This is a genomic window from Zestomonas insulae, assembly GCF_016901015.1.
In the GTDB taxonomy this organism is placed as follows: Bacteria; Pseudomonadota; Gammaproteobacteria; order Pseudomonadales; family Pseudomonadaceae; genus Aquipseudomonas; species Aquipseudomonas insulae.
The window spans coordinates 476,081-497,851 of sequence record NZ_JAFEUP010000004.1 but is presented as its reverse complement, the minus strand read 5'-3'; the positions used below and the strand labels follow the sequence as shown (position 1 = coordinate 497,851).

Here is a 21,771-nt window from a genome sequence, read left to right as displayed (position 1 = left end):
TTAGTATCCTAACTGTCTATACTCTCCGGCCGACCGCCAGGGGCTTTAGGGCCTGTATTCTGGAGGTTGTCACTCCCTGGGTAGTGAGTACCTGACCAGTGCACTTCCCGACAACTTTGCCCTGTTTGTTAGGGGCCCTTCAGTGTGAAAAAAAGCCGTGAATAGCCAAAGACCTGTAAACCTCGACTTAAGGACGATCAAACTCCCAGTCACTGCTTACACGTCCATCCTGCACCGTATTTCCGGTGTCATCCTCTTCTTGGGCATCGCCGTGCTGCTGTTTGCACTCGATAAGTCCCTGAGCTCCGAGGAAGGCTTCGAGCAGGTGAAAGCGTGTTTGACCAGTCCGCTAGCCAAGCTGGTGACCTGGGGCCTCCTGTCCGCGCTGCTGTATCACTTGGTGGCCGGTGTTCGCCATCTGATCATGGATATGGGCATTGGTGAGACGCTGGAAGGCGGCAAGCTGGGCTCGAAAATCGTCATCGCCGTTTCCGTGGTGCTGATCGTTCTGGCGGGGGTTTGGGTATGGTAACTAACGTCACGAACCTGTCGCGCTCCGGGCTGTATGACTGGATGGCCCAGCGCGTTTCGGCAGTTGTTCTCGCCGCTTATTTCATTTTCCTCATTGGATACCTGGTGGTGCACCCGGGTCTCGGCTTCGCCGAGTGGCATGCACTGTTCTCCCACGGCTGGATGCGTGTCTTCAGTCTGCTGGCTCTGGTGGCCTTGGGTGCCCATGCCTGGGTTGGCATGTGGACCATCTCCACCGACTACCTGACGCCGATGGCGCTGGGCAAGTGGGCGACTGGCGTGCGTTTCCTGTTCCAGGCGGTCTGCGGCATTGCGATGTTCGCGTTCTTCGTCTGGGGCGTGCAGATTCTCTGGGGTATCTGATTCATGTCTAGCATTCGTACTCTTTCCTATGACGCCATCATCGTCGGTGGTGGCGGTGCCGGCATGCGCGCTGCGCTGCAGCTGGCTCAAGGTGGTCACAAGACTGCAGTAGTCACCAAGGTCTTCCCGACCCGCTCGCACACTGTGTCCGCACAGGGCGGCATCACCTGCGCCATCGCTTCGGCCGACCCGAACGACGATTGGCGCTGGCACATGTACGACACCGTCAAGGGTTCCGACTACATCGGCGACCAGGACGCGATCGAGTACATGTGCTCCGTCGGCCCGGAGGCGGTGTTCGAGCTCGAGCACATGGGCCTGCCGTTCTCCCGTACCGAGCAAGGTCGCATCTATCAGCGTCCGTTCGGCGGTCAGTCCAAGGGGCCGGATAATCCGACTCAGGCAGCCCGTACCTGCGCCGCGGCCGACCGTACCGGTCACGCCCTGCTGCACACCCTGTACCAAGCCAACCTGAAGGCTGGCACCTCGTTCCTCAACGAGTGGTACGCCGTTGACCTGGTGAAGAACCAGGACGGCTCGATCGTTGGCATCATCGCCATCTGCATCGAAACCGGCGAAACCGTGTACATCCGTTCCAAGGCCGTTGTGCTGGCCACTGGCGGTGCGGGTCGCATCTACTCGTCGACCACCAACGCCCTGATCAACACCGGTGACGGCGTGGGCATGGCGCTGCGCGCCGGCGTGCCGGTGCAAGACATCGAAATGTGGCAGTTCCACCCGACCGGTATCGCCGGCGCTGGTGTACTGGTCACCGAAGGTTGCCGCGGTGAAGGTGGCTACCTGATCAACAAGCACGGCGAGCGTTTCATGGAACGCTATGCGCCGAACGCCAAAGACCTGGCTGGCCGCGACGTGGTTGCGCGCTCGATGGTCAAGGAAGTCATCGCCGGTAACGGTTGTGGTCCGGATGGCGATCACGTGCTGCTGAAGCTCGATCACCTCGGTGAAGAAGTGCTGCACAGCCGCCTGCCTGGCATTTGCGAACTGTCCAAGACCTTCGCCCACGTCGATCCGGTGGTCGCTCCGGTTCCGGTTATCCCGACCTGCCACTACATGATGGGCGGCGTAGCCACCAACATTCATGGTCAGGCGATCACCCAGGACGCCAACGGCAACGACAAGATCATCGAAGGGCTGTTCGCCGTCGGTGAAGTGGCTTGCGTGTCCGTACACGGTGCCAACCGTCTGGGCGGCAACTCGCTGCTCGACCTGGTGGTCTTCGGCCGTGCGGCTGGCCTGCACCTGGAGAAAGCACTCAAGGAAGGCATCGAGGTTCGCGGCGCCAGCGAGACCGACATCGAGCAGTCGCTCAAGCGTCTGTCCGGTGTCAACGAGCGCAGCACCGGCGAAGACGTAGCGCCGCTGCGTAAAGAGCTGCAAGCCTGCATGCAGAACTATTTCGGCGTGTTCCGCACCGGCGAATACATGAAGAAGGGTATTGCTCAGCTGGCCGATCTGCGCGAGCGCATTGCGACCGTGAAGATCGCCGACAAGAGCCATGCTTTCAACACCGCGCGTATCGAAGCGCTGGAACTGCAAAACCTTCTCGAAGTGGCTGAGGCTACTGCGATCGCAGCGGACACTCGTACCGAGTCCCGTGGCGCGCATGCCCGTGAAGACTTCGAAGATCGCGATGACGTCAACTGGCTGTGCCACTCCCTGTACTTCCCGGGTGAGAAGCGCGTCGCCAAGCGTGCCGTCAACTTCGCGCCGAAGACCGTTCCGGCGTTTGAACCCAAAGTTCGTACTTATTAAGGGTGGCCGATATGTCGCTAGCCAAAACTTTGCAAGTCAGCGTTTATCGCTACAACCCGGAGAAAGACGCAGCGCCGTTCATGCAGGACTTCAACGTCGACATCGACGGCAAGGACCTGATGGTGCTGGACGTGCTGGCCCTGATCAAAGAGCAGGACGAAGGCTTCTCCTATCGTCGCTCCTGCCGTGAAGGCGTGTGCGGTTCCGACGGCATGAACATCAGCGGCAAGAACGGCCTCGCCTGCATCACCCCGATCTCCACCGTGGTGAAAGGCAACAAGCTGGTGATTCGCCCGCTGCCGGGTCTGCCGGTCATTCGTGACCTGGTCGTCGACATGAGCATCTTCTACAAGCAGTACGAGAAGGTGCAGCCGTATCTGCAGAACGACACGCCGGCTCCGGCCATCGAGCGTCTGCAGTCGCCGGAAGAGCGCGAGAAGCTCGACGGTCTGTACGAGTGCATCCTGTGCGCTTGCTGCTCGACCTCGTGCCCGTCCTTCTGGTGGAACCCTGACAAGTTCCTCGGTCCCGCTGCGCTACTGCAGGCCTACCGTTTCCTGGCCGACAGCCGCGACACCAAGACCCAGGAGCGTCTGGCTTCCCTGGACGACCCGTTCAGCGTGTTCCGCTGCCGCGGCATCATGAACTGCGTGAACGTTTGCCCGAAAGGTCTCAATCCGACCAAGGCAATCGGCCATGTACGCAACATGTTGCTGCAAAGCGGTACCTGATCGACTGATGTAGAAGTGGTAACCCGCGGCTTCGGATTTTCCGGTGCCGCGGTTCGACGAGCCGCAGCTCACAAAGCAGCGGCTCTTATTGAAAATCGAATACCAGCAGGGGCATCCGGGCTGGTGCCCGGACTATCTGCGGGATCCAAAGTGGCTTTACCCGAGTCGCTGGCCAAGGACTAGTAAAGCCGATGCGGTTTCCACGCCGGTGGTGTCCCCTTACCGAGGGTGACCAAGCATGCAAGAAAGCGTGATGCAGCGCATGTGGAATAGCGCCCACCTATCCGGTGGCAACGCTGCATATGTGGAAGAGCTTTACGAGCTCTACCTGCACGATCCGAACGCCGTGCCAGAAGAGTGGCGGACTTACTTCCAGAAGCTGCCTGCCGATGGCAGCGCGGCGAGTGATGTTTCCCACTCCACTATTCGCGATCATTTCGTCCTGCTGGCCAAAAACCAGCGTCGTGCCCAGCCGGTTTCCGCCGGTAGCGTCAGCACCGAGCACGAGAAGAAGCAGGTCGAAGTTCTGCGCCTGATTCAGGCGTATCGCATGCGCGGCCATCAGGCCTCTCACCTCGATCCCCTCGGTCTCTGGAAGCGCCCCGCGCCGGCTGATCTGTCGATCAACCACTACGGGCTGACCAACGCCGACCTCGATACGACCTTCCGCACCGGTGAGCTTTACATCGGCAAAGAGGAAGCCACTCTGCGGGAGATTCATCAGGCCCTGCAAGAGACATACTGTCGCACCATCGGTGCCGAATTCACCCACATCGTCGATTCCGAGCAGCGCAAGTGGTTCCAGCAGCGTCTGGAAAGTGTGCGCGGGCGTCCGGCCTATTCCGCGGAAGCGCAGAGCCACCTGCTCGAGCGCCTGACCGCTGCCGAAGGCTTGGAAAAGTACCTCGGCACTAAATACCCAGGCACCAAACGCTTCGGTCTGGAAGGCGGCGAAAGCCTGATTCCGCTGCTCGATGAAATCATCCAGCGTTCGGGCTCGTACGGCACCAAGGAAATCGTCATCGGCATGGCCCACCGCGGCCGTCTGAACGTGCTGGTCAACACCTTCGGCAAGAACCCGCGCGACCTGTTCGACGAGTTCGAAGGCAAGAAGGTCGAAGGCCTCAGCTCGGGTGACGTGAAGTACCACCAAGGTTTCTCCTCCAACGTCATGACCTCGGGTGGCGAAGTGCACCTGGCGCTGGCGTTCAACCCGTCACACCTGGAGATCGTTTCGCCAGTGGTCGAAGGGTCGGTGCGTGCCCGTCAGGACCGCCGCAAAGACGCCTCCGGTGACAAGGTGCTGCCGATTTCCATCCACGGTGACGCGGCATTCGCCGGTCAGGGCGTGGTCATGGAAACCTTCCAGATGTCGCAGACCCGTGGCTACAAGACGGGCGGCACCATCCACCTGGTGATCAACAACCAGGTCGGTTTCACTACCAGCCGCCCGGAAGACTCGCGTTCCACCGAGTACTGCACCGACGTGGCGAAGATGATCCAGGCGCCAATCTTCCACGTGAATGGCGACGACCCGGAAGCGGTGCTGTTCGTCACTCAGCTGGCGGTCGACTACCGCATGCAGTTCAAGCGTGACGTGGTCATCGACCTGGTCTGCTACCGCCGTCGCGGCCACAACGAGGCCGACGAGCCGAGCGGCACCCAGCCGCTGATGTACCAGCAGATCGCCAAGCAGCGAACCACTCGTGAACTGTATGCTGAGCAGCTGGTGCAGCATGGTGTGCAAACCACGGGTGATGTGCAGGGCAAGATCGACGAGTACCGCACCGCGCTGGACAACGGTCAGCACGTGGTCAAGAGCCTGGTCAAGGAGCCGAACAAGGAGCTGTTCGTCGATTGGCGTCCGTACCTGGGCCACACCTGGAACGCGCGTCACGACACTCGCTTCGATCTGAAGACTCTCCAGGAACTAGCCGGCAAGCTGCTGGAAGTCCCGGAAGGCCTGGTCCTCCAGCGTCAGGTCGCCAAGGTCCTCGAGGACCGGCAGAAAATGACTGCCGGCGGCATGCCGATCAATTGGGGCTACGCCGAGAACCTGGCCTACGCCACGCTGCTGAAAGAAGGTCACCCGGTGCGCATCACCGGTCAGGACGTTGGTCGCGGCACCTTCTCGCACCGCCATGCGGCGCTGCACAACCAGAAGGACGCTAGCACCTACCTGCCGCTGCAGAACCTCTATGCCGATCAGCCGAAGTTCGACCTGTACGACTCCTTCCTCTCCGAAGAAGCGGTACTGGCCTTCGAGTACGGCTACGCCACCACCACGCCTAACGCGCTGGTGATCTGGGAAGCCCAGTTCGGCGACTTCGCCAACGGTGCCCAGGTGGTGTTCGACCAGTTCATTTCCAGCGGCGAGCACAAGTGGGGTCGCCTGTGCGGCCTGACCATGCTGCTGCCGCATGGCTATGAAGGGCAGGGGCCTGAGCACAGCTCGGCGCGTCTGGAGCGCTTCCTGCAACTGTGCGCCGAGCACAACATGCAGGTCTGCGTACCGACCACCCCAGCGCAGATCTACCACCTGCTGCGCCGCCAGGTTATCCGCCCGCTGCGCAAGCCACTGGTGGTGCTGACGCCGAAGTCGCTGCTGCGCCATCCGCTGGCAATCTCCAGCCTGGAAGATCTGGCCGAAGGCTCGTTCCAGACCGTCATCGGCGAGATCGATCCGATCGATCCGAAGAAGGTCGAGCGCGTCGTGCTGTGCAGTGGCAAGGTCTACTACGACCTGCTGGCCAAACGCCGTGCCGAGGCTCGTGAGGACATCGCCATTGTGCGTCTCGAACAGCTCTATCCGTTCCCGGAAGACGACCTGGCCGAAGCGCTGGCACCGTACAAGAACCTCAAGCACATCGTTTGGTGCCAAGAGGAGCCGATGAACCAGGGCGCCTGGTATTGCAGCCAGCACCACATGCGTCGCGTCGCTATCGCACACAGGAAGGGCTTGTTCCTCGAGTATGCCGGCCGCGAGGCCTCTGCAGCTCCGGCGTGCGGTTACGCATCGATGCACGCGGAGCAGCAGGAAAAGCTGCTGCAAGACGCCTTTACTGTTTAACGCCTTCGATCTGAAAGGAGACCTCCGGGCCGCGTACGAAGATCAGTCAGGTTGAATGAAGTGGCCCGCCTCTGAAGGCGGGCCGCTGGATCGCCCTGGCGTCACCATCCTCGCAGCGCCCCCGGGTGGCCTTTCTCGAAGAAGAACCCGAATTTAAGGAATCCTGATAATGGCTATCGAGATCAAAGCTCCGACTTTCCCCGAATCGGTTGCAGACGGCACCGTTGCGACCTGGCACAAGAAGCCGGGCGAGGCCGTCAAGCGCGACGAACTGATCGTCGACATCGAAACCGACAAAGTGGTGATGGAGGTTCTCGCTGAAGCTGACGGCGTGCTCGCCGAAATCGTCAAGAACGAAGGCGACACCGTGCTGAGCGGCGAGCTGCTCGGCAAGCTGACCGCCGGTGGCGTTGCTGCTGCCCCGGCTGCCGCGCCGGCCGCTGCTCCGGCGGCCCAGGCTGCTGCGCCGGCCGCGGCTTCCAACGAAGACGCCATCCTCGCCCCGGCAGCACGCAAGCTGGCCGAAGAGCACGGCCTCAACCCGAACAGCATTGCCGGTACCGGCAAAGGTGGTCGCGTTACCAAGGAAGACGTGCTGGCTGCGGTTGAAGCCAAGAAATCCGCTCCGGCTCCGGCCGCCAAGCCGGCTGCTCCGGCTGCCGAGGCGCCGGTGTTCGCCGCGGGCGACCGCGTCGAGAAGCGCGTGCCGATGACCCGCCTGCGCGCCAAGGTCGCCGAGCGTCTGGTCGAAGCGCAATCCTCCATGGCCATGTTGACCACGTTCAACGAAGTCAACATGAAGCCGATCATGGACCTGCGCAACAAGTACAAGGACCTGTTCGAGAAGACCCACAACGGCGTGCGCCTGGGCTTCATGTCGTTCTTCGTCAAGGCTGCCGTGGAAGCGCTGAAGCGCCAGCCGGGCGTCAACGCCTCGATCGACGGCAATGACATTGTCTACCACGGCTACCAGGACATCGGCGTTGCCGTGTCCAGCGACCGTGGCCTGGTGGTGCCGGTCCTGCGTAATGCCGAGTTCATGACCCTGGCGGAAATCGAAGGCGGTATTGGCGCTTTCGGCAAGAAAGCCAAAGAAGGCAAGCTGACCCTCGAAGACATGACTGGCGGCACCTTCACCATCTCCAACGGTGGTGTGTTCGGTTCGCTGCTGTCGACTCCGATCGTCAACCCGCCGCAAACCGCCATCCTTGGCATGCACAAGATCCAGGAACGCCCGATGGCCGTGAACGGCCAAGTGGTAATTCTGCCGATGATGTATCTGGCGCTGTCCTACGACCACCGCCTGATCGATGGTAAGGAAGCCGTGACCTTCCTCGTTACCATGAAAGACCTGCTGGAAGACCCGGCTCGTCTGCTGCTGGACATCTAAAAGCCAGCCTCTCCCTCGGCGGCCCTCACAAGGGGCCGTTCGCTCTATTCGAGAAGGAATCAGTTATGACCCAGAAATTCGACGTGGTAGTCATCGGTGCCGGCCCTGGCGGCTATGTAGCCGCCATCAAAGCAGCGCAACTCGGCCTGAAGACTGCTTGCATCGAGAAGTACCAGGACAAGGACGGCAAGGTGTCGCTGGGCGGTACCTGCCTGAACGTCGGCTGCATCCCGTCCAAGGCGTTGCTGGACAGCTCGTACAAGTACCATGAGGCCCACGAAGGCTTCAAAGTCCACGGTATCGAAGCCAAGGGCGTGACCATCGACGTACCGGCGATGATCGGCCGCAAGGCGCAGATCGTGAAGAACCTGACTGGCGGCATCGCTGGGCTGTTCAAGTCCAACGGTGTGACCATGATCGAAGGTCACGGCAAGGTGCTGGCCAACAAGCAGGTCGAAGTCACCGGCCTGGACGGCAAGACCCAGGTGCTCGACGCCGAGAACGTGATCATCGCCTCCGGCTCCAAGCCGGTGGAAATCCCGCCGGCCCCGGTTGATCAGGACGTCATCGTCGACTCCACCGGCGCCCTGGAATTCCTGAGCGTGCCGAAGAAGCTGGGCGTGATCGGTGCCGGCGTGATCGGCCTGGAGCTCGGTTCGGTGTGGGCCCGCCTGGGCGCCGAAGTCACCGTGATCGAAGCGCTGGACAAGTTCCTCCCGGCTGCCGACGAGCAGATCGCCAAGGAAGCCCTCAAAGTCCTCACCAAGCAGGGTCTGAAGATTCGCCTGGGCGCGCGCGTCACTGGCTCCGACGTGAAGAAGAAGCAGGTGACTGTGACCTTCACCGACGCCAACGGCGAGCAGAAGGAAGTCTTCGACAAGCTGATCGTGGCCGTCGGCCGTCGTCCGGTGACCACCGATCTGCTGGCCGCCGACAGTGGCGTCAACCTCGACGAACGCGGCTTCATCTTCGTCGACGACCAGTGCCGCACCAGCGTGCCGGGCGTCTACGCCATCGGTGACGTGGTACGTGGCGCGATGCTGGCCCACAAGGCCTCGGAAGAGGGCATCATGGTCGCCGAGCGCATCGCCGGCCATAAGGCGCAGATGAACTACGACCTGATCCCGTCGGTCATCTACACCCACCCGGAAATCGCATGGGTCGGCAAGACCGAGCAGCAGCTCAAGGGCGAAGGCGTTGAAGTCAACGTCGGCACCTTCCCGTTTGCTGCCAGTGGTCGTGCCATGGCCGCCAACGACACCACCGGTCTGGTCAAGGTAATCGCCGATGCCAAGACCGACCGCGTGCTGGGCGTCCACGTCATCGGCCCGAGCGCCGCTGAGCTGGTCCAGCAGGGCGCCATCGGCATGGAGTTCGGCACCAGTGCCGAAGACCTCGGCATGATGGTGTTCTCGCACCCGACGTTGTCCGAAGCGCTGCATGAAGCGGCGCTGGCGGTGAATGGCCACGCCATCCACATCGCCAATCGCAAGAAGCGCTGAAATATCGCCAGGCAGTGATCGCCCCCCGATGGTGGTGGCCCTGTCAGGCGCATTTCAGGTCACAAAGAACCACGGTGGACCGCCCGTCATGAGCCTTCGGGTTGATCGCGGAACGTCCGCCGGACTGCATCGGCAGTCACAGGTGGCGCGGCATTACCAATGCAGCGCCGAAATGCGCAATACCTAAACGAAGACGGTAGACAAGCATGAATCTCCACGAATATCAGGGTAAGCAGCTGTTCGCTGAATACGGCCTGCCTGTGTCCAAGGGCTTCGCCGTAGACACCCCGGAAGATGCGGCAGCAGCCTGCGAAAAAATCGGTGGCAGCGAGTGGGTCGTGAAGGCCCAGGTCCACGCCGGTGGCCGCGGTAAAGCGGGCGGCGTGAAGCTGGTCAAGAGCAAGGAAGACGCCAAGGCGTTCGCTGCCAACTGGCTGGGCAAGAATCTGGTGACCTACCAGACCGACGCCAATGGCCAACCGGTCAGCAAGATCCTGGTGGAATCCTGCACCGACATCGACAAGGAGCTGTACCTCGGCGCCGTGGTCGATCGTTCCAGCCGTCGCATCGTGTTCATGGCCTCTACCGAAGGTGGCGTGGACATCGAGAAAGTTGCGCACGAAACCCCTGAGAAGATCCTCAAGGCGACCATCGACCCGCTGGTCGGCGCTCAGCCGTACCAGGGCCGTGACCTGGCGTTCCAGCTGGGCCTGAAGGGCGACCAGATCAAGCAGTTCACCCACATCTTCGTTGGCCTGGCCAAGCTGTTCCAGGACTACGACCTGGCTCTGCTGGAAGTGAACCCGCTGGTGATCAAGAAGGACGGCAACCTGCACTGCTTGGACGCCAAGATCAACATCGACGCCAACGCCATGTACCGTCAGCCCAAGCTGCGCGCCATGCACGACCCGTCGCAGGACGACGCTCGTGAAGCCCATGCGCAGAAGTGGGAACTGAACTACGTCGCGCTGGAAGGCAACATCGGTTGCATGGTCAACGGTGCTGGCCTGGCCATGGGCACCATGGACATCGTCAACCTGCACGGCGGCAAGCCGGCCAACTTCCTCGACGTGGGCGGCGGCGCGACCAAAGAGCGCGTGACCGAAGCCTTCAAGATCATTCTGTCCGACAGCAACGTCGCGGCCGTTCTGGTGAACATCTTCGGCGGTATCGTCCGCTGCGACATGATCGCCGAAGGCATCATCGGTGCCGTGAAGGAAGTGGGCGTGAAGATTCCGGTCGTAGTTCGTCTGGAAGGCAACAATGCCGAACTGGGCGCCAAGGTACTGGCCGAAAGTGGTCTGAACATCATCGCGGCAACCAGCCTGACTGACGCTGCCGTGCAGGTCGTCAAGGCCGCGGAGGGTAAGTAATGAGCGTCCTGATTAATAAAGACACCAAAGTCATCTGCCAGGGCTTCACCGGCTCGCAGGGTACTTTCCACAGCGAACAGGCCCTGGCCTACGGCACCAAGATGGTTGGCGGCGTGACCCCGGGCAAGGGCGGCACTACTCACCTCGGCCTGCCGGTGTTCAACACCGTCAAGGAAGCCGTTGACGCCACTGGCGCCACCGCATCGGTGATCTACGTTCCGGCTCCGTTCTGCAAGGACTCGATCCTGGAAGCGGCTTTCGGCGGCATCAAGCTGATCGTCTGCATCACTGAAGGTATCCCGACCCTCGACATGCTGGACGCCAAGGTCAAGTGCGACGAGCTGGGCGTACGCCTGATCGGCCCGAACTGCCCGGGCGTGATCACTCCCGGCGAGTGCAAGATCGGCATCATGCCGGGTCACATTCACCTGCCAGGCAAGGTAGGTATCGTGTCGCGTTCCGGCACCCTGACCTACGAAGCCGTGAAGCAGACCACCGACGCCGGCTTCGGCCAGTCCACTTGCGTGGGCATTGGTGGTGACCCGATCCCGGGCTCCAACTTCATCGACATCCTCAAGCTGTTCCAGGAAGACCCGCAGACCGAAGCGATCGTCATGATCGGCGAAATCGGCGGTTCCGCTGAGGAAGAAGCAGCTGCCTACATCAAGGCCAACGTGACCAAGCCGGTGGTGTCCTACATCGCTGGTGTCACCGCGCCGCCCGGTAAGCGCATGGGCCACGCCGGCGCCATCATCTCTGGTGGTAAAGGCACTGCGGACGAGAAGTTCGCCGCCCTGCAGGACGCTGGTGTGAAAACCGTGCGTTCGCTGGCCGACATCGGCAAGGCCCTGGCCGAGCTGACTGGCTGGGAAGTCAAGAACGCCTAAGGCGTTGCTGACGGGAAGGAGGCCACCCTCGGGTGGCCTTTTTCATTTCTGGCCGAACGGTCAGAAAGCTTGTATCCAGGCGACACAATGTTGCCGCGAGTCGACAGCCTGACCTGCGTCAATGCCGTCGATGCGCCAATTTCGTTAGGCTTGCAACTATCTCGCGAATAAGCCCCACAAGGGCCGAGGCGCGCTGCAACGGTTCGCTCCACACGGGCGAGCGACGTTTCCCCTGACCCCTAGGGAAATTCCTCCGGTAATCAGCTTTTGACGATGCGGTATTTTCCCAAATGAATGTTTTGAAAGGCCGGGACATCCTGGCGCTTGGTTTTATGACCTTTGCCCTGTTCGTCGGGGCGGGCAACATCATCTTCCCGCCGATCGTCGGTCTGCAGGCTGGCCCGCACGTGTGGATCGCGGCGCTGGGCTTCCTGATCACGGCGGTCGGCCTGCCGGTCATCACCATTGTCGCGCTGGCCAAGGTCGGCGGGGCGATGGATGCACTGAGCAGTCCCATCGGCAAGGCCGCGGGCGTGGTCCTCGCGGTGGTCTGCTACCTGTCGGTCGGTCCGCTGTTCGCCACTCCGCGCACCGCCACAGTGTCCTTCGAGGTCGGCCTGGCGCCGCTGGTCGGTGATACGCCGCTGGCACTGTTCCTCTACAGCCTGGTGTATTTCCTCGTCGTGCTGCTGGTCTCGCTGTACCCCGGGCGCCTGCTGGACAGCGTCGGCCGCGTGCTGGCGCCGATGAAGATCGTCGCGCTGCTGGTGCTGGGCATCGCCGCGTTCATGCTGCCGCTGGGCGAAATCGGCGACGCCACGCCGGTGTACCAGGCAGCGCCGTTCTCCCAGGGCTTCGTCAACGGCTACCTGACCATGGATACCCTTGGCGCGCTGGTGTTCGGCATCGTCATCGTTAACGCGATCCGCTCGCGTGGCGTCGAGTCGCCGCGCCTGATCACCCGTTACGCGATCATCGCCGGGCTGATCGCCGGCGTCGGTCTGGCGCTGGTCTACCTCAGCCTGTTCCGCCTCGGTGCCGGCAGCCATGCCATTGCCGGCGAAGCCAGCAACGGCGCGGCGGTGCTGCATGCCTATGTGCAGCACACCTTCGGCGCGCTGGGCAGCGGCTTCCTCGCGGTCCTGATTTCCCTGGCCTGCCTGGTCACCGCGGTGGGGCTGACCTGCGCCTGTGCCGAGTACTTCAGCCGCCTGCTGCCGCTCTCGTATCGCAGCCTGGTGGTGATCCTCGCCGGCTTCTCGCTGCTGGTCTCCAACCTCGGCCTGACCAAGCTGATTCAAGTCTCGGTGCCGGTGCTGACGGCCATCTACCCGCCGTGCATCGTGCTGGTCGCGCTGAGCTTCTGCTGGAGCCTGTGGTATTCACCGCGCCGCGTCATCGCGCCGGTGATGCTGGTGTCGCTGCTGTTTGGCATCGTCGACGGGCTCAAGGTCGCCGAATTGGCGCACTGGATGCCGTACTGGCTGGCCCATCTGCCGCTGGCCGAGCAAGGCCTGGCCTGGCTGCTGCCGGCGGTGCTGACCCTCGCTGGAGCGACGCTGTGCGACCGGCTGCTGGGTGCGCGGCGCGAAGCCTTGGCCTGATCGCCACATGCAAGAACAAGCCGCCTTCGGGCGGCTTTTTCATGGACGGCTGTAAAGCACCGCTGGCTATAATCGCTGGGCATATACAAGGAGATGTTATGTCGCTGCTCGACGACAACCTGCCCGATCTGCTGGCGGTGCTGTGGTTCCTCGCCTGCTGGCTCGGTTACACCCGTTACGCGACGTGGAAGGGCAGGGACACGGCGTGCCTCGCCAGCGTTCTGCATCTGTACCGTGAAGACTGGATGCGCCGGCTGCTGCTGCGCGACAACCGCATCGCCGACGCCAGCGTGATCGGCAATCTCGAACGCAACGCCTCGTTCTTCGCCTCCAGCACGCTGATCATCCTCGCCGGAATCCTCACCTTGCTCGGTGCCTCGGAGCGCGCGGTGTCGCTGCTCGCCGACCTGCCGCTGGTACAGGCGGCAACGCGCGGCATGTCCGAAATCAAGCTGCTGTGCCTGGCGGTGGTGTTCGTCTACGCCTTCTTCACCTTCAGCTGGTGCATGCGCCAGTACAACTTCGCCGCGGTGCTTATCGGTTCGGCGCCGATGATCGGTGAGCGGCATGTCAGCGAGGCGGAGCGCAAGGCGTTTGCGGCGCGTGCGGCGCGGGTCATCTCGATGGCCGCCAACCAGTTCAACCTCGGGCTGCGTTCCTACTACTTCGGAATGGCGGTGCTGGCCTGGTTCATCAATCCCTGGCTGTTCATGCTGGTCACCGCCGGGGTCGTGTTGGTGCTATATCGCCGCGAATTCCATTCCGACGTGCTCGACGTCATGGTTCAAACACCCACCGCATTAGCGGAAATGCCCAAGGAGATGAGCGAATGAGTATTCCATTCTGGTGTGTTTTCATCGCGGCACTGCTGATTTACGTCGCCAAGGTGCCGGTGGCGCGCGCCATGAACCGCGAGGGACGCGGCTACGACAACCACCATCCGCGTGCGCAACAGGCGCGGCTCACAGGCCTCGGCGCGCGGGCCTATGCCGCGCACATGAACAGCATCGAGATTTTTCCGCTGTTCGCCGCCGGTGTGCTGATGGCGCATACCACCCAGGTGTTTGGTTACTGGGTGGACGTTCTGGCCGTGCTGTTTGTGGTGTCGCGGGTGCTGTACCTGGTGCTGTACTGGGCCGACTGGGCCTGGCAGCGCAGCCTGATCTGGGTGGTCGGGCTGGTGTGCTGCCTGCTGCTGATGCTCAGCCCGGTGTGGCGCACGATCATCGCCTGACCATGCAAAAGGCCCGCAATTGCGGGCCTTTTGCTGACAGCGGCAGAAGTTACTGCTGCGGTGCCGGGGACGGCGTGGCCGGCGGAGCAGCTTCCTGGGCTTCCTTGGCGCGTTCCTGGGCTGCCTCGTTGGCATCCTCGATGGCCTTCTGGTTTTCCTTGGCCGCGTCGTTCATTTGTTCCTGCGCGTTTTCGGCATGTTCACGGGCATCCTCCGCTTTGTCCTCGGAGGCCTTGTCGCAGGCTGCGAGACCCAAGCTGGCGGCCAGGATCAGAGCAAGGGTTAGGGGCTTACGCATGGTTCACTCTCCAATGGGTGACTTTCCAAATGTCGTAGGTTTGAACGGCTAAACCCCGTGGAAGTTCCCGCTAAATCGCCGACTCGCTGGTCAGTCATGCCGAATGCGGCGACTCTCGGTATGATTCGCCCCGTTTTCGAGCTATTACCCGGAATTTTTCATGAGCGATAACGCGATCATCGAACGCGCCCGGCGCTTTCTCGACGTCCTGCGCCACTGCCAGTTGCTGGGCATGACCGTGCATGACGCCGACAGCCGCGGCCTGACGCTGCGCCTGCCGTACAGCACGCAGATCATCGGCAACCCGGAGACCGGGGTGATCCACGGCGGGGCAATCACTACCCTGATGGACACCACCTGTGGCATCTCCACGGTCTGTGTACTGCCGAACTTCGAGGTGTGCCCGACCCTCGACCTGCGCATCGACTACATGCATCCGGCGCAGCCGAACAAGGACGTCTACGGTTTCGCCGAGTGCTACCGGGTTACTCCGCACGTGATCTTCACCCGCGGTTACGCCTACCAGGACGATCCCAACGAACCGATCGCCCACGTGGTCGGCAGCTTCATGCGCATGGGCAAGCCTGGCGCGGGCAAGGCGGGCGCGCAATGAGCCTGAACCTGTCCAAGCTGGTGGTCGAAGCGCACGAGAAGAACGACTACGACTCGCTGCTGAGCCTGGTGCCGTACGCCAAGCTGCTCGGCATCGAGTGCCTGCGCCTGGGCGACGACATGGTGTTCCGCCTGCCGGCCAACAAGGATTGCATCGGCAACCCGATGCTGCCGGCGATCCACGGCGGGGTGATTGCCGGGTTCATGGAACATGCGGCGATGCTGCACCTGTTGATGTTCATGGGCACGCCGCATTTGCCGAAAATCATCGACTTCTCGATAGATTACCTGCGCGCCGGTCATTATCGTGACACCTATGCCCACTGCCAGGTGTGGCGCCAAGGGCGGCGAGTGGCCAACGTGGCGATCACCGCCTGGCAAACCACCCAGACCGAGCCGATTGCCACGGCCCGCGTGCACTTCAAGGTCGACGAGCCTTGAGCTGAACGCCAACGCTGGCGGGCCTTCCCAGTACAAGGATTCCCCATGGATGCGTTGCTGATTCTCGGCGGCCTGCTGTTGATTCTGACCGGCCTGGTCTGGCTAGTCATGTTGGCCTTTGGTACCAGCCTGTTGTGGGGCATGGGTAGCCTGCTGCCGCCGGTCACGCTGGTCTACGCGCTGCGCCATTGGCGCGTGGCACGCAAGGCCGTGGTGCTCAGCGCGTTCGGCTTCATTCCGCTGGTGGTCGGCCTGACCCTGTTGGCCAGCCACGACAGCCAGCGCCTGGAGGCGATTGTCAGCCTCGCCTGGCTCAAGCCGGAAGTGCAGAAGCCGGCGGAACTGCAGATCGCCCTGCATGGCGAGCTCAACGGGCAGCCGTTTGCGCCGCAGCAAGGCGAGCTGATCGACGGGGTGTTGAGCCTGCGCGAAGGCCAGGATTTCTTCGCCCGTCGCGAGATCAGCATCCGCCTGCCGCAGTCGCTCAACGGCGCGCTGACGGTCGATGTGCTGCCGCAGGACGCCGGGCCGCAGCCGGAGGTGCTGGTCAGCTGGCTGCTGCCGGACCATGACCTGCCGGAAGCGCGCCGCCTCAACCGCGGCTACACCCTGCACCTGAAGCTCGAACCGGCCGCGCCGAACAAGCTGGTCGGCGACTTCCATCTGGTGCTGCCACCGCAGTACAAGACCGCCCTGAGTGGCAAGGTCGAACTGTTCAGCAACCGCCTGCGCTATCAAAACGGCGCGGTGGACACCACGTTCGACTCGCGCGATACCCTCGAATACGTGATTGGCGACTACCTGCAGCGCCGCTTCGCCACCCGTGCCGTTGAGCTGCACAGCCTGCCACCGGTGAGTCTGCCGGCCGAGCGGGTGGACCTGCAGGTCAGCGCGCGGATCAACGGCAAGGACCAGCAACTGCCGGTGCTATTGCAGAAGGGCAAGCGCGGCTGGCGCGTGAGCGGCGACAGTTTCCCCGCACTGGGTCAGGCCACTGCCGCCGCGAGCAAGTCCGCAGTAGCGCCGGAGGCGCCGCGTGGCGCGGTGACCGCCGCCCGTCCGCTGGATCGCCGCCAGCGCTTCAGTCTCGACCGCCTGCAGAGCAACCCGAGCCGCTACCAGAACCTCACCATGCGCGTGCAAACCGTGCGCGGTGCGCAGGCCGAAGGGCGCTTCAACGGCATCGATACCGACGGCCAGATCGTCATCCGCCGCAACATGAGTGGTGCCGGCGAGGCCAGCTTCGCCCTGGCGCCGGAAGAGATCAGTCGCATCGAGCTGCTCGAGCCCTGAGCCACGGGCGGTTCGCTGGGTAAAGGCAAGCCCTTGAAATCCTGATCATTGCTCCCCATTTGCTTGTCATCCGCCGCATTCGCGGCTCCTGCCATCAAAGTGGAGTTAGATGACCATGAGTGTGGAAACTCAAAAAGAAACCCTGGGCTTCCAGACCGAAGTGAAGCAACTGCTTCACCTGATGATCCATTCGCTGTACTCGAACAAGGAAATCTTCCTCCGCGAGCTGATCTCCAACGCCTCGGACGCCGCCGACAAGCTGCGTTTCGAAGCGCTGGCGCGCCCTGAGCTGCTGGAAGGCGGCGCCGAGCTGAGGATTCGCCTGTCATTCGACAAGGACGCCAAGACCGTCACCCTCGAAGACAACGGCATCGGCATGAGCCGCGAGGACGTGATCGCGCACCTCGGCACCATCGCCAAATCCGGCACCGCCGACTTCATGAAGAACTTGACCGGCGACCAGAAGAAGGACTCGCACCTGATCGGCCAGTTTGGCGTGGGCTTCTACTCGGCGTTCATCGTCGCCGACAAGGTCGACGTGTACAGCCGCCGCGCCGGTACCCCGGCCAGCGAAGGCGTGCACTGGTCGTCGAAAGGCGAGGGCGATTTCGAAGTCGCCACCATCGACAAGGCCGAGCGCGGCACGCGCATCGTCCTGCACCTGAAGAGCGGTGAAGAAGAGTTCGCCGACGGCTGGCGCCTGCGCAACATCGTCAAGAAGTACTCCGACCACATCGCCCTGCCCATCGAACTGCCGAAGGAGCAGCACGGCGAAGAGGCCGACAAGCCGGCCGAAGCCGAGTGGGAAACCGTCAACCGCGCCAGCGCGCTGTGGACCCGTCCGCGTACCGAAGTGAAGGACGAGGAGTACCAGGAGTTCTACAAGCACGTCGGCCACGATTTCGAGAACCCGCTGGCCTGGAGCCACAACAAGGTCGAGGGCAAGCTGGAGTACACCTCGCTGCTCTACGTGCCGGGCCGCGCGCCGTTCGACCTGTACCATCGCGAAGCGCCGAAGGGCCTCAAGCTCTACGTGCAGCGCGTGTTCATCATGGACCAGGCCGACGAGTTTCTGCCGCTGTACCTGCGCTTCATCAAGGGCGTGGTCGACTCCAATGACCTGTCGCTGAACGTCTCCCGGGAAATCCTGCAGAAGGACCCGGTGATCGACTCGATGAAGACCGCGCTGACCAAGCGCGTGCTGGACATGCTCGAGAAGCTGGCGAAGAACGAGCCGGAGAAATACGTCGGCTTCTGGAAGAGCTTCGGCCAGGTGCTCAAGGAAGGCCCGGCGGAAGACTTCGCCAACAAGGAAAAGATCGCCAGCCTGCTGCGCTTCGCTTCGACCCACGACGAGTCGGGCGAGCAGAGCGTGTCGCTGGCCGACTACCTGAGCCGCGTGAAGGACAGCCAGGACAAGATCTACTACCTCACCGGCGAAACCTTCGCGCAGATCAAGAACAGCCCGCACCTGGAAGTCTTCCGCAAGAAAGGCATCGAAGTGCTGCTGCTTACCGACCGCATCGACGAGTGGCTGATGAGCTACCTGACCGACTTCGACGGCAAGCAGTTCGTCGACGTGGCGCGCGGCGACCTCGACCTCGGTAAGCTGGACTCGGACGAGGACAAGAAGGCCCAGGAAGAAGTGGCCAAGGCCAAGGAAGGGCTGGTCGAGCGCCTGAAAGGTGCGCTGGGTGAAGAAGTCGCCGAAGTGCGCGTGTCGCACCGCCTGACCGATTCGCCGGCGATTCTCGCCATCGGTGAGCAGGACCTCGGCCTGCAGATGCGCCAGATCCTCGAGGCCAGCGGCCAGAAGGTGCCGGACGCCAAGCCGATCTTCGAGTTCAACCCGCAGCATCCGCTGATTGAGAAACTGGATGCCGAGGCCGACGAGGATCGTTTCGGCGAGCTGTCGCACATCCTCTTCGACCAGGCTGCGCTGGCCGCCGGCAACAGCCTCAAGGACCCGGCCGCCTATGTCCGGCGGCTGAACAAGCTGCTGGTGGAGCTTTCCGCCTAAGCTTGCAGCTCTCCCAAAGCCGCCTTCCGATCTCGGGGGCGGCTTTTTTGTTTGCGCAGTAAATCGCAGACGCATCAACAACGTGGTGTTCAGGAGGATGCATGACTCAGATCGTCAACCGCGGGGTGAGCTACCTCATCGACGGCGAGGCTTTCGAAGGGCAACTGGTCTACGACAGCAGCGTGCAGAGCGCACGGCCGGGGCTGCTGATGGCGCCGAACTGGATGGGCATCGGCCCCGGTGCCATCGAGATGGCGCGCCAGGTCGCGGCGCGCGGCTATGTCGTGCTGATCGCCGACGTTTACGGCGCGCAGGTGCGCCCGCAGAACGCCGAGCAGGCCGGTGCGGCGATGATGGCGATCAAGCCGCACCACGCGCGCTTGCGTCAGCGCCTGCAGGTTGCGCTGCAGACCCTGCAAAGCGAAGGGGCGCCAGTCGGCCTCGATGCCGCGCGCCTCGCCGTGTTCGGCTTCTGCTTCGGCGGCTACTGCGCGCTGGAGCTGGCGCGCGACGGGGCGCCGCTGAAGGCGGCGGTGTCGTTCCACGGCACACTGGACACCGCCAATCCGGCCGATGCGCAGAACATCCAGGGTTCGCTGCTGGTGCTCGACGGCGCCGCCGACCCGCTGGTGCCGCGTCAACAGTTGAGCGACTTCGCCGCGGAAATGAGCGCCGCCGGCGTCGACTGGCAGCTCACCAGCTACGGTGGGGCGGTGCATTCGTTCACCGATCCGCATGCCAACGTGCCGGGCAAGATGCAGTACAACGCGGTGGTGGCCAAACGCGCCTTCACCGCGATGTATGCGTTGTTCGACGAAGTGTTCGCCTGACCGGCGCGCGGATCAGCGCGGCAGCTCGATCCGTTCGCTTTCCCCTGGCACCGTCGGCCAGTCGCCCGCCGCCCAGCGTTCGCGGGCGCGGTCGATCAGCGCCGGATCGCTGGCCACGAAGTTCCAGTTGATCCGCCGTGGGCCGAGTGGTTCGCCGCCGATCATCACCAGCCAGCAGCTGCTGGAGGCCGTCAGCGTGTAGCTTTCGCCGACCGGCAGCACGGTCAGGCTGTGCACAGGCAGCGCGTCGTCATCGAGCAGCACATCGCCGTCGAGCACGTACAGCGCACGCTCGGGATGCTCGGCGGGGATCGCCAGGGTTGCACCGCTTTCCAGCTGCAGCTCGGCGTACAGGGTGGCGGAGCGCACCGGTACCGGCGACTGCAGGCAGAAACCCGCGCCGGCGATCAGGCGGATGCGCACCCCCAGCGCGTCGCTGAGCGGCAGGCTGCTCGCGGCGTGATGGCTGTAGCTGGGCGGGCCCTGTTCATCGGTGGTCGGCAGGCCCAGCCAGACCTGCAGGCCGTGCAGGCGCGAGCCCCGTTCGCGCAGCGCGGCCGGGGTGCGCTCGACATGGGCGACGCCTTGTCCGGCGGTCATCCAGCTCACGTCGCCGGGCTGAACCAGCTGGTCGGAGCCGAGGCTGTCCTTGTGCTGCAGCTCGCCTTCGAACAGGTAGGTGAGGGTGGACAGGCCGATGTGCGGGTGCTGGCGAATGTTCACCCCATGCCCGGGGGCATAGTCGGTGGCGAGCATGTGATCGAAGAATACGAACGGCCCGACGCTGCGGCAGCGCGCCGAGGGCAGTGGCCGCAGGATGGGTTGACCCTGGACGTCTTCCAGGCGCGCTTGGATCTGGATCAGGTTGGACATGAAGGGCTCCGGTACTGGCGCTGCTCTGAGCATAACCGCAATCGCCGGCTGCGCTCAGGGTTGGTACCAGAGCTCCTTGCGCGCCAGCGGCAGCGGCGGCAGCAATGGATTCTGCAGCTCGATGATGCGCCGCTGCTTGAGGTGCAGGGCACGCAGGGTGGCGCCGAAATGCTGCTGGAATAGCCGCTCGAAGCTGCCGTCGGCGATGGTCGCATCCAGGCCGCGGCGGATCGCCTCGGCCAGCTCGGGGCGTTGCTTCGAGGTGAAGTAGTAGAAGGCGCTGGGGTAGTGGAGGATGACGTGCTCATCGATGGCGATGCCCAGTCCCTCCTGGGCCATCCGTTGCTGCTCGTGCTCAACCACCACGGCTTCCAGCGGCAGCAGATCGAAGCGCTTGGCGACCAGCATGCGGAACAGCCCGGGGTAGCCGGTACTGGTTTCCACGGTGAGGTGGTTGGCGCGCAGGATCGGCGTATCGGGCCAGTCGCTGCGCTGGCCGATGCGCAGCTTGGCCAGGTCGTCGACGCTGCGCAGCTGCTCGAGCAGCTGCTGCTCGTCGGCACGCACCAGGGCGATGCGCCAGCCGATCATGCCCTTGTAGATGGGGATGCGCACCGGCAGCAGCTGCGCTTCGCGCTCGCGGGTGGTCATCGTCCAGATCACCTGCACATCACCGTCGTTGCGCTCCAGCGAGTACACCGAGCGACCCGGCGACATCGGCTGCGGCGAGGGCTGCAGCTCGAAGTCGCCCCCGGCCTTGCTCAGTGCCAGACGCAGCAGGTCGACCGCGTAGCTTTCCGGATTGACGCCGTCGTGATGAAGCGGATAGGTCAGCTGCTCACGGGCGACGCCGCTGGCCGAGGCCAGCAGCAAAAGGAAGTAGGCAAGGAGGCGCAACATGGAAATCAGTCGATCCATGACTAAAGTGCCAGCATACCTGCAT

General features: G+C 63.0%; 20 protein-coding genes. 17 read left to right on the top strand and 3 right to left on the bottom strand.

What is annotated here, in order from left to right; translation table 11 throughout:
- Nucleotides 1-157: 157 nt before the first annotated feature.
- The 12 genes from sdhC to JQX08_RS15570 all read left to right on the top strand — a co-directional run bounded on the left by sdhC (nucleotide 158) and on the right by JQX08_RS15570 (nucleotide 14,461).
- A complete protein-coding gene (sdhC, locus tag JQX08_RS15625) occupies nucleotides 158-532 on the top strand; it encodes a succinate dehydrogenase, cytochrome b556 subunit (RefSeq protein WP_205349320.1) in 375 nt (124 codons plus the stop codon).
- Nucleotides 526-894: a succinate dehydrogenase, hydrophobic membrane anchor protein gene (sdhD, locus tag JQX08_RS15620; RefSeq protein ID WP_205349319.1), complete on the top strand. Its 369-nt coding sequence runs from the start codon at nucleotides 526-528 to the stop codon at nucleotides 892-894. The genes sdhC and sdhD overlap by 7 nt, the downstream gene beginning before the upstream one ends.
- 3 nt (nucleotides 895-897) lie before the next feature.
- Entirely contained in the window at nucleotides 898-2,670 is a 1,773-nt protein-coding gene (gene sdhA, locus JQX08_RS15615) for a succinate dehydrogenase flavoprotein subunit (protein ID WP_205349318.1), read from the top strand.
- 11 nt (nucleotides 2,671-2,681) lie between these two features.
- Nucleotides 2,682-3,401 carry a succinate dehydrogenase iron-sulfur subunit gene (locus tag JQX08_RS15610; protein ID WP_205349317.1) on the top strand — a complete coding sequence of 240 codons (720 nt, stop codon included), beginning with the start codon at nucleotides 2,682-2,684 and terminating at the stop codon, nucleotides 3,399-3,401.
- A gap of 238 nt (nucleotides 3,402-3,639) precedes the next feature.
- On the top strand, nucleotides 3,640-6,471 hold the full coding sequence (locus JQX08_RS15605) for a 2-oxoglutarate dehydrogenase E1 component (protein WP_205349316.1): 2,832 nt from the start codon (nucleotides 3,640-3,642) through the stop codon (nucleotides 6,469-6,471).
- Nucleotides 6,472-6,640: 169 nt separating this feature from the next.
- Complete coding sequence (odhB, locus tag JQX08_RS15600; protein WP_205349315.1) at nucleotides 6,641-7,861, top strand: 2-oxoglutarate dehydrogenase complex dihydrolipoyllysine-residue succinyltransferase; 1,221 nt, start codon at nucleotides 6,641-6,643, stop codon at nucleotides 7,859-7,861.
- Nucleotides 7,862-7,926: 65 nt separating this feature from the next.
- Entirely contained in the window at nucleotides 7,927-9,363 is a 1,437-nt protein-coding gene (lpdA, locus tag JQX08_RS15595) for a dihydrolipoyl dehydrogenase (protein ID WP_205349314.1), read from the top strand.
- 206 nt (nucleotides 9,364-9,569) lie between these two features.
- Complete coding sequence (gene sucC / locus JQX08_RS15590; protein ID WP_205349313.1) at nucleotides 9,570-10,736, top strand: ADP-forming succinate--CoA ligase subunit beta; 1,167 nt, start codon at nucleotides 9,570-9,572, stop codon at nucleotides 10,734-10,736.
- The gene (gene sucD / locus JQX08_RS15585; RefSeq protein WP_205349312.1) at nucleotides 10,736-11,623 is read left to right on the top strand and encodes a succinate--CoA ligase subunit alpha; all 888 of its coding nucleotides are present in this window, start codon (nucleotides 10,736-10,738) and stop codon (nucleotides 11,621-11,623) included. Before sucC ends, sucD begins: the two co-directional genes overlap by 1 nt.
- A gap of 290 nt (nucleotides 11,624-11,913) precedes the next feature.
- Complete coding sequence (gene brnQ / locus JQX08_RS15580) at nucleotides 11,914-13,227, top strand: branched-chain amino acid transport system II carrier protein (RefSeq protein ID WP_205349311.1); 1,314 nt, start codon at nucleotides 11,914-11,916, stop codon at nucleotides 13,225-13,227.
- A gap of 98 nt (nucleotides 13,228-13,325) precedes the next feature.
- A complete protein-coding gene (locus JQX08_RS15575; protein WP_205349310.1) occupies nucleotides 13,326-14,060 on the top strand; it encodes a DUF599 domain-containing protein in 735 nt (244 codons plus the stop codon).
- Complete coding sequence (locus JQX08_RS15570; RefSeq protein WP_205349309.1) at nucleotides 14,057-14,461, top strand: MAPEG family protein; 405 nt, start codon at nucleotides 14,057-14,059, stop codon at nucleotides 14,459-14,461. Before JQX08_RS15575 ends, JQX08_RS15570 begins: the two co-directional genes overlap by 4 nt.
- Nucleotides 14,462-14,510: 49 nt before the next feature.
- On the opposite strand, the gene JQX08_RS15565 is transcribed toward JQX08_RS15570, so the two are convergent.
- Nucleotides 14,511-14,759 (bottom strand): hypothetical protein, encoded by a 249-nt coding sequence (locus JQX08_RS15565; RefSeq protein ID WP_205349308.1) that lies wholly within the window; start codon nucleotides 14,757-14,759, stop codon nucleotides 14,511-14,513.
- Between the two features lie 160 nt (nucleotides 14,760-14,919).
- Here JQX08_RS15565 and JQX08_RS15560 point away from each other — a divergent pair, with 160 nt between their 5' ends.
- The 5 genes from JQX08_RS15560 to JQX08_RS15540 all read left to right on the top strand — a co-directional run bounded on the left by JQX08_RS15560 (nucleotide 14,920) and on the right by JQX08_RS15540 (nucleotide 19,955).
- The gene (locus JQX08_RS15560) at nucleotides 14,920-15,372 is read left to right on the top strand and encodes a PaaI family thioesterase (protein WP_205349307.1); all 453 of its coding nucleotides are present in this window, start codon (nucleotides 14,920-14,922) and stop codon (nucleotides 15,370-15,372) included.
- Entirely contained in the window at nucleotides 15,369-15,812 is a 444-nt protein-coding gene (locus tag JQX08_RS15555; RefSeq protein ID WP_205349306.1) for a PaaI family thioesterase, read from the top strand. The genes JQX08_RS15560 and JQX08_RS15555 overlap by 4 nt, the downstream gene beginning before the upstream one ends.
- Before the next feature lie 45 nt (nucleotides 15,813-15,857).
- A complete protein-coding gene (locus JQX08_RS15550) occupies nucleotides 15,858-17,105 on the top strand; it encodes an MFS transporter (RefSeq protein ID WP_205349305.1) in 1,248 nt (415 codons plus the stop codon).
- Between the two features lie 115 nt (nucleotides 17,106-17,220).
- Nucleotides 17,221-19,125 (top strand): molecular chaperone HtpG, encoded by a 1,905-nt coding sequence (htpG, locus tag JQX08_RS15545; protein ID WP_205349304.1) that lies wholly within the window; start codon nucleotides 17,221-17,223, stop codon nucleotides 19,123-19,125.
- A gap of 101 nt (nucleotides 19,126-19,226) precedes the next feature.
- On the top strand, nucleotides 19,227-19,955 hold the full coding sequence (locus tag JQX08_RS15540) for a dienelactone hydrolase family protein (protein WP_205349303.1): 729 nt from the start codon (nucleotides 19,227-19,229) through the stop codon (nucleotides 19,953-19,955).
- A gap of 12 nt (nucleotides 19,956-19,967) precedes the next feature.
- Here JQX08_RS15540 and JQX08_RS15535 read toward each other — a convergent pair whose 3' ends face one another.
- Nucleotides 19,968-20,828, bottom strand: coding sequence for a pirin family protein (locus JQX08_RS15535; protein ID WP_205349302.1), 861 nt, complete (start codon nucleotides 20,826-20,828; stop codon nucleotides 19,968-19,970).
- A gap of 54 nt (nucleotides 20,829-20,882) precedes the next feature.
- Nucleotides 20,883-21,728, bottom strand: a complete 846-nt coding sequence (locus JQX08_RS15530) for a substrate-binding periplasmic protein (RefSeq protein ID WP_205349301.1) — start codon at nucleotides 21,726-21,728, stop codon at nucleotides 20,883-20,885.
- Nucleotides 21,729-21,771: the final 43 nt, after the last annotated feature.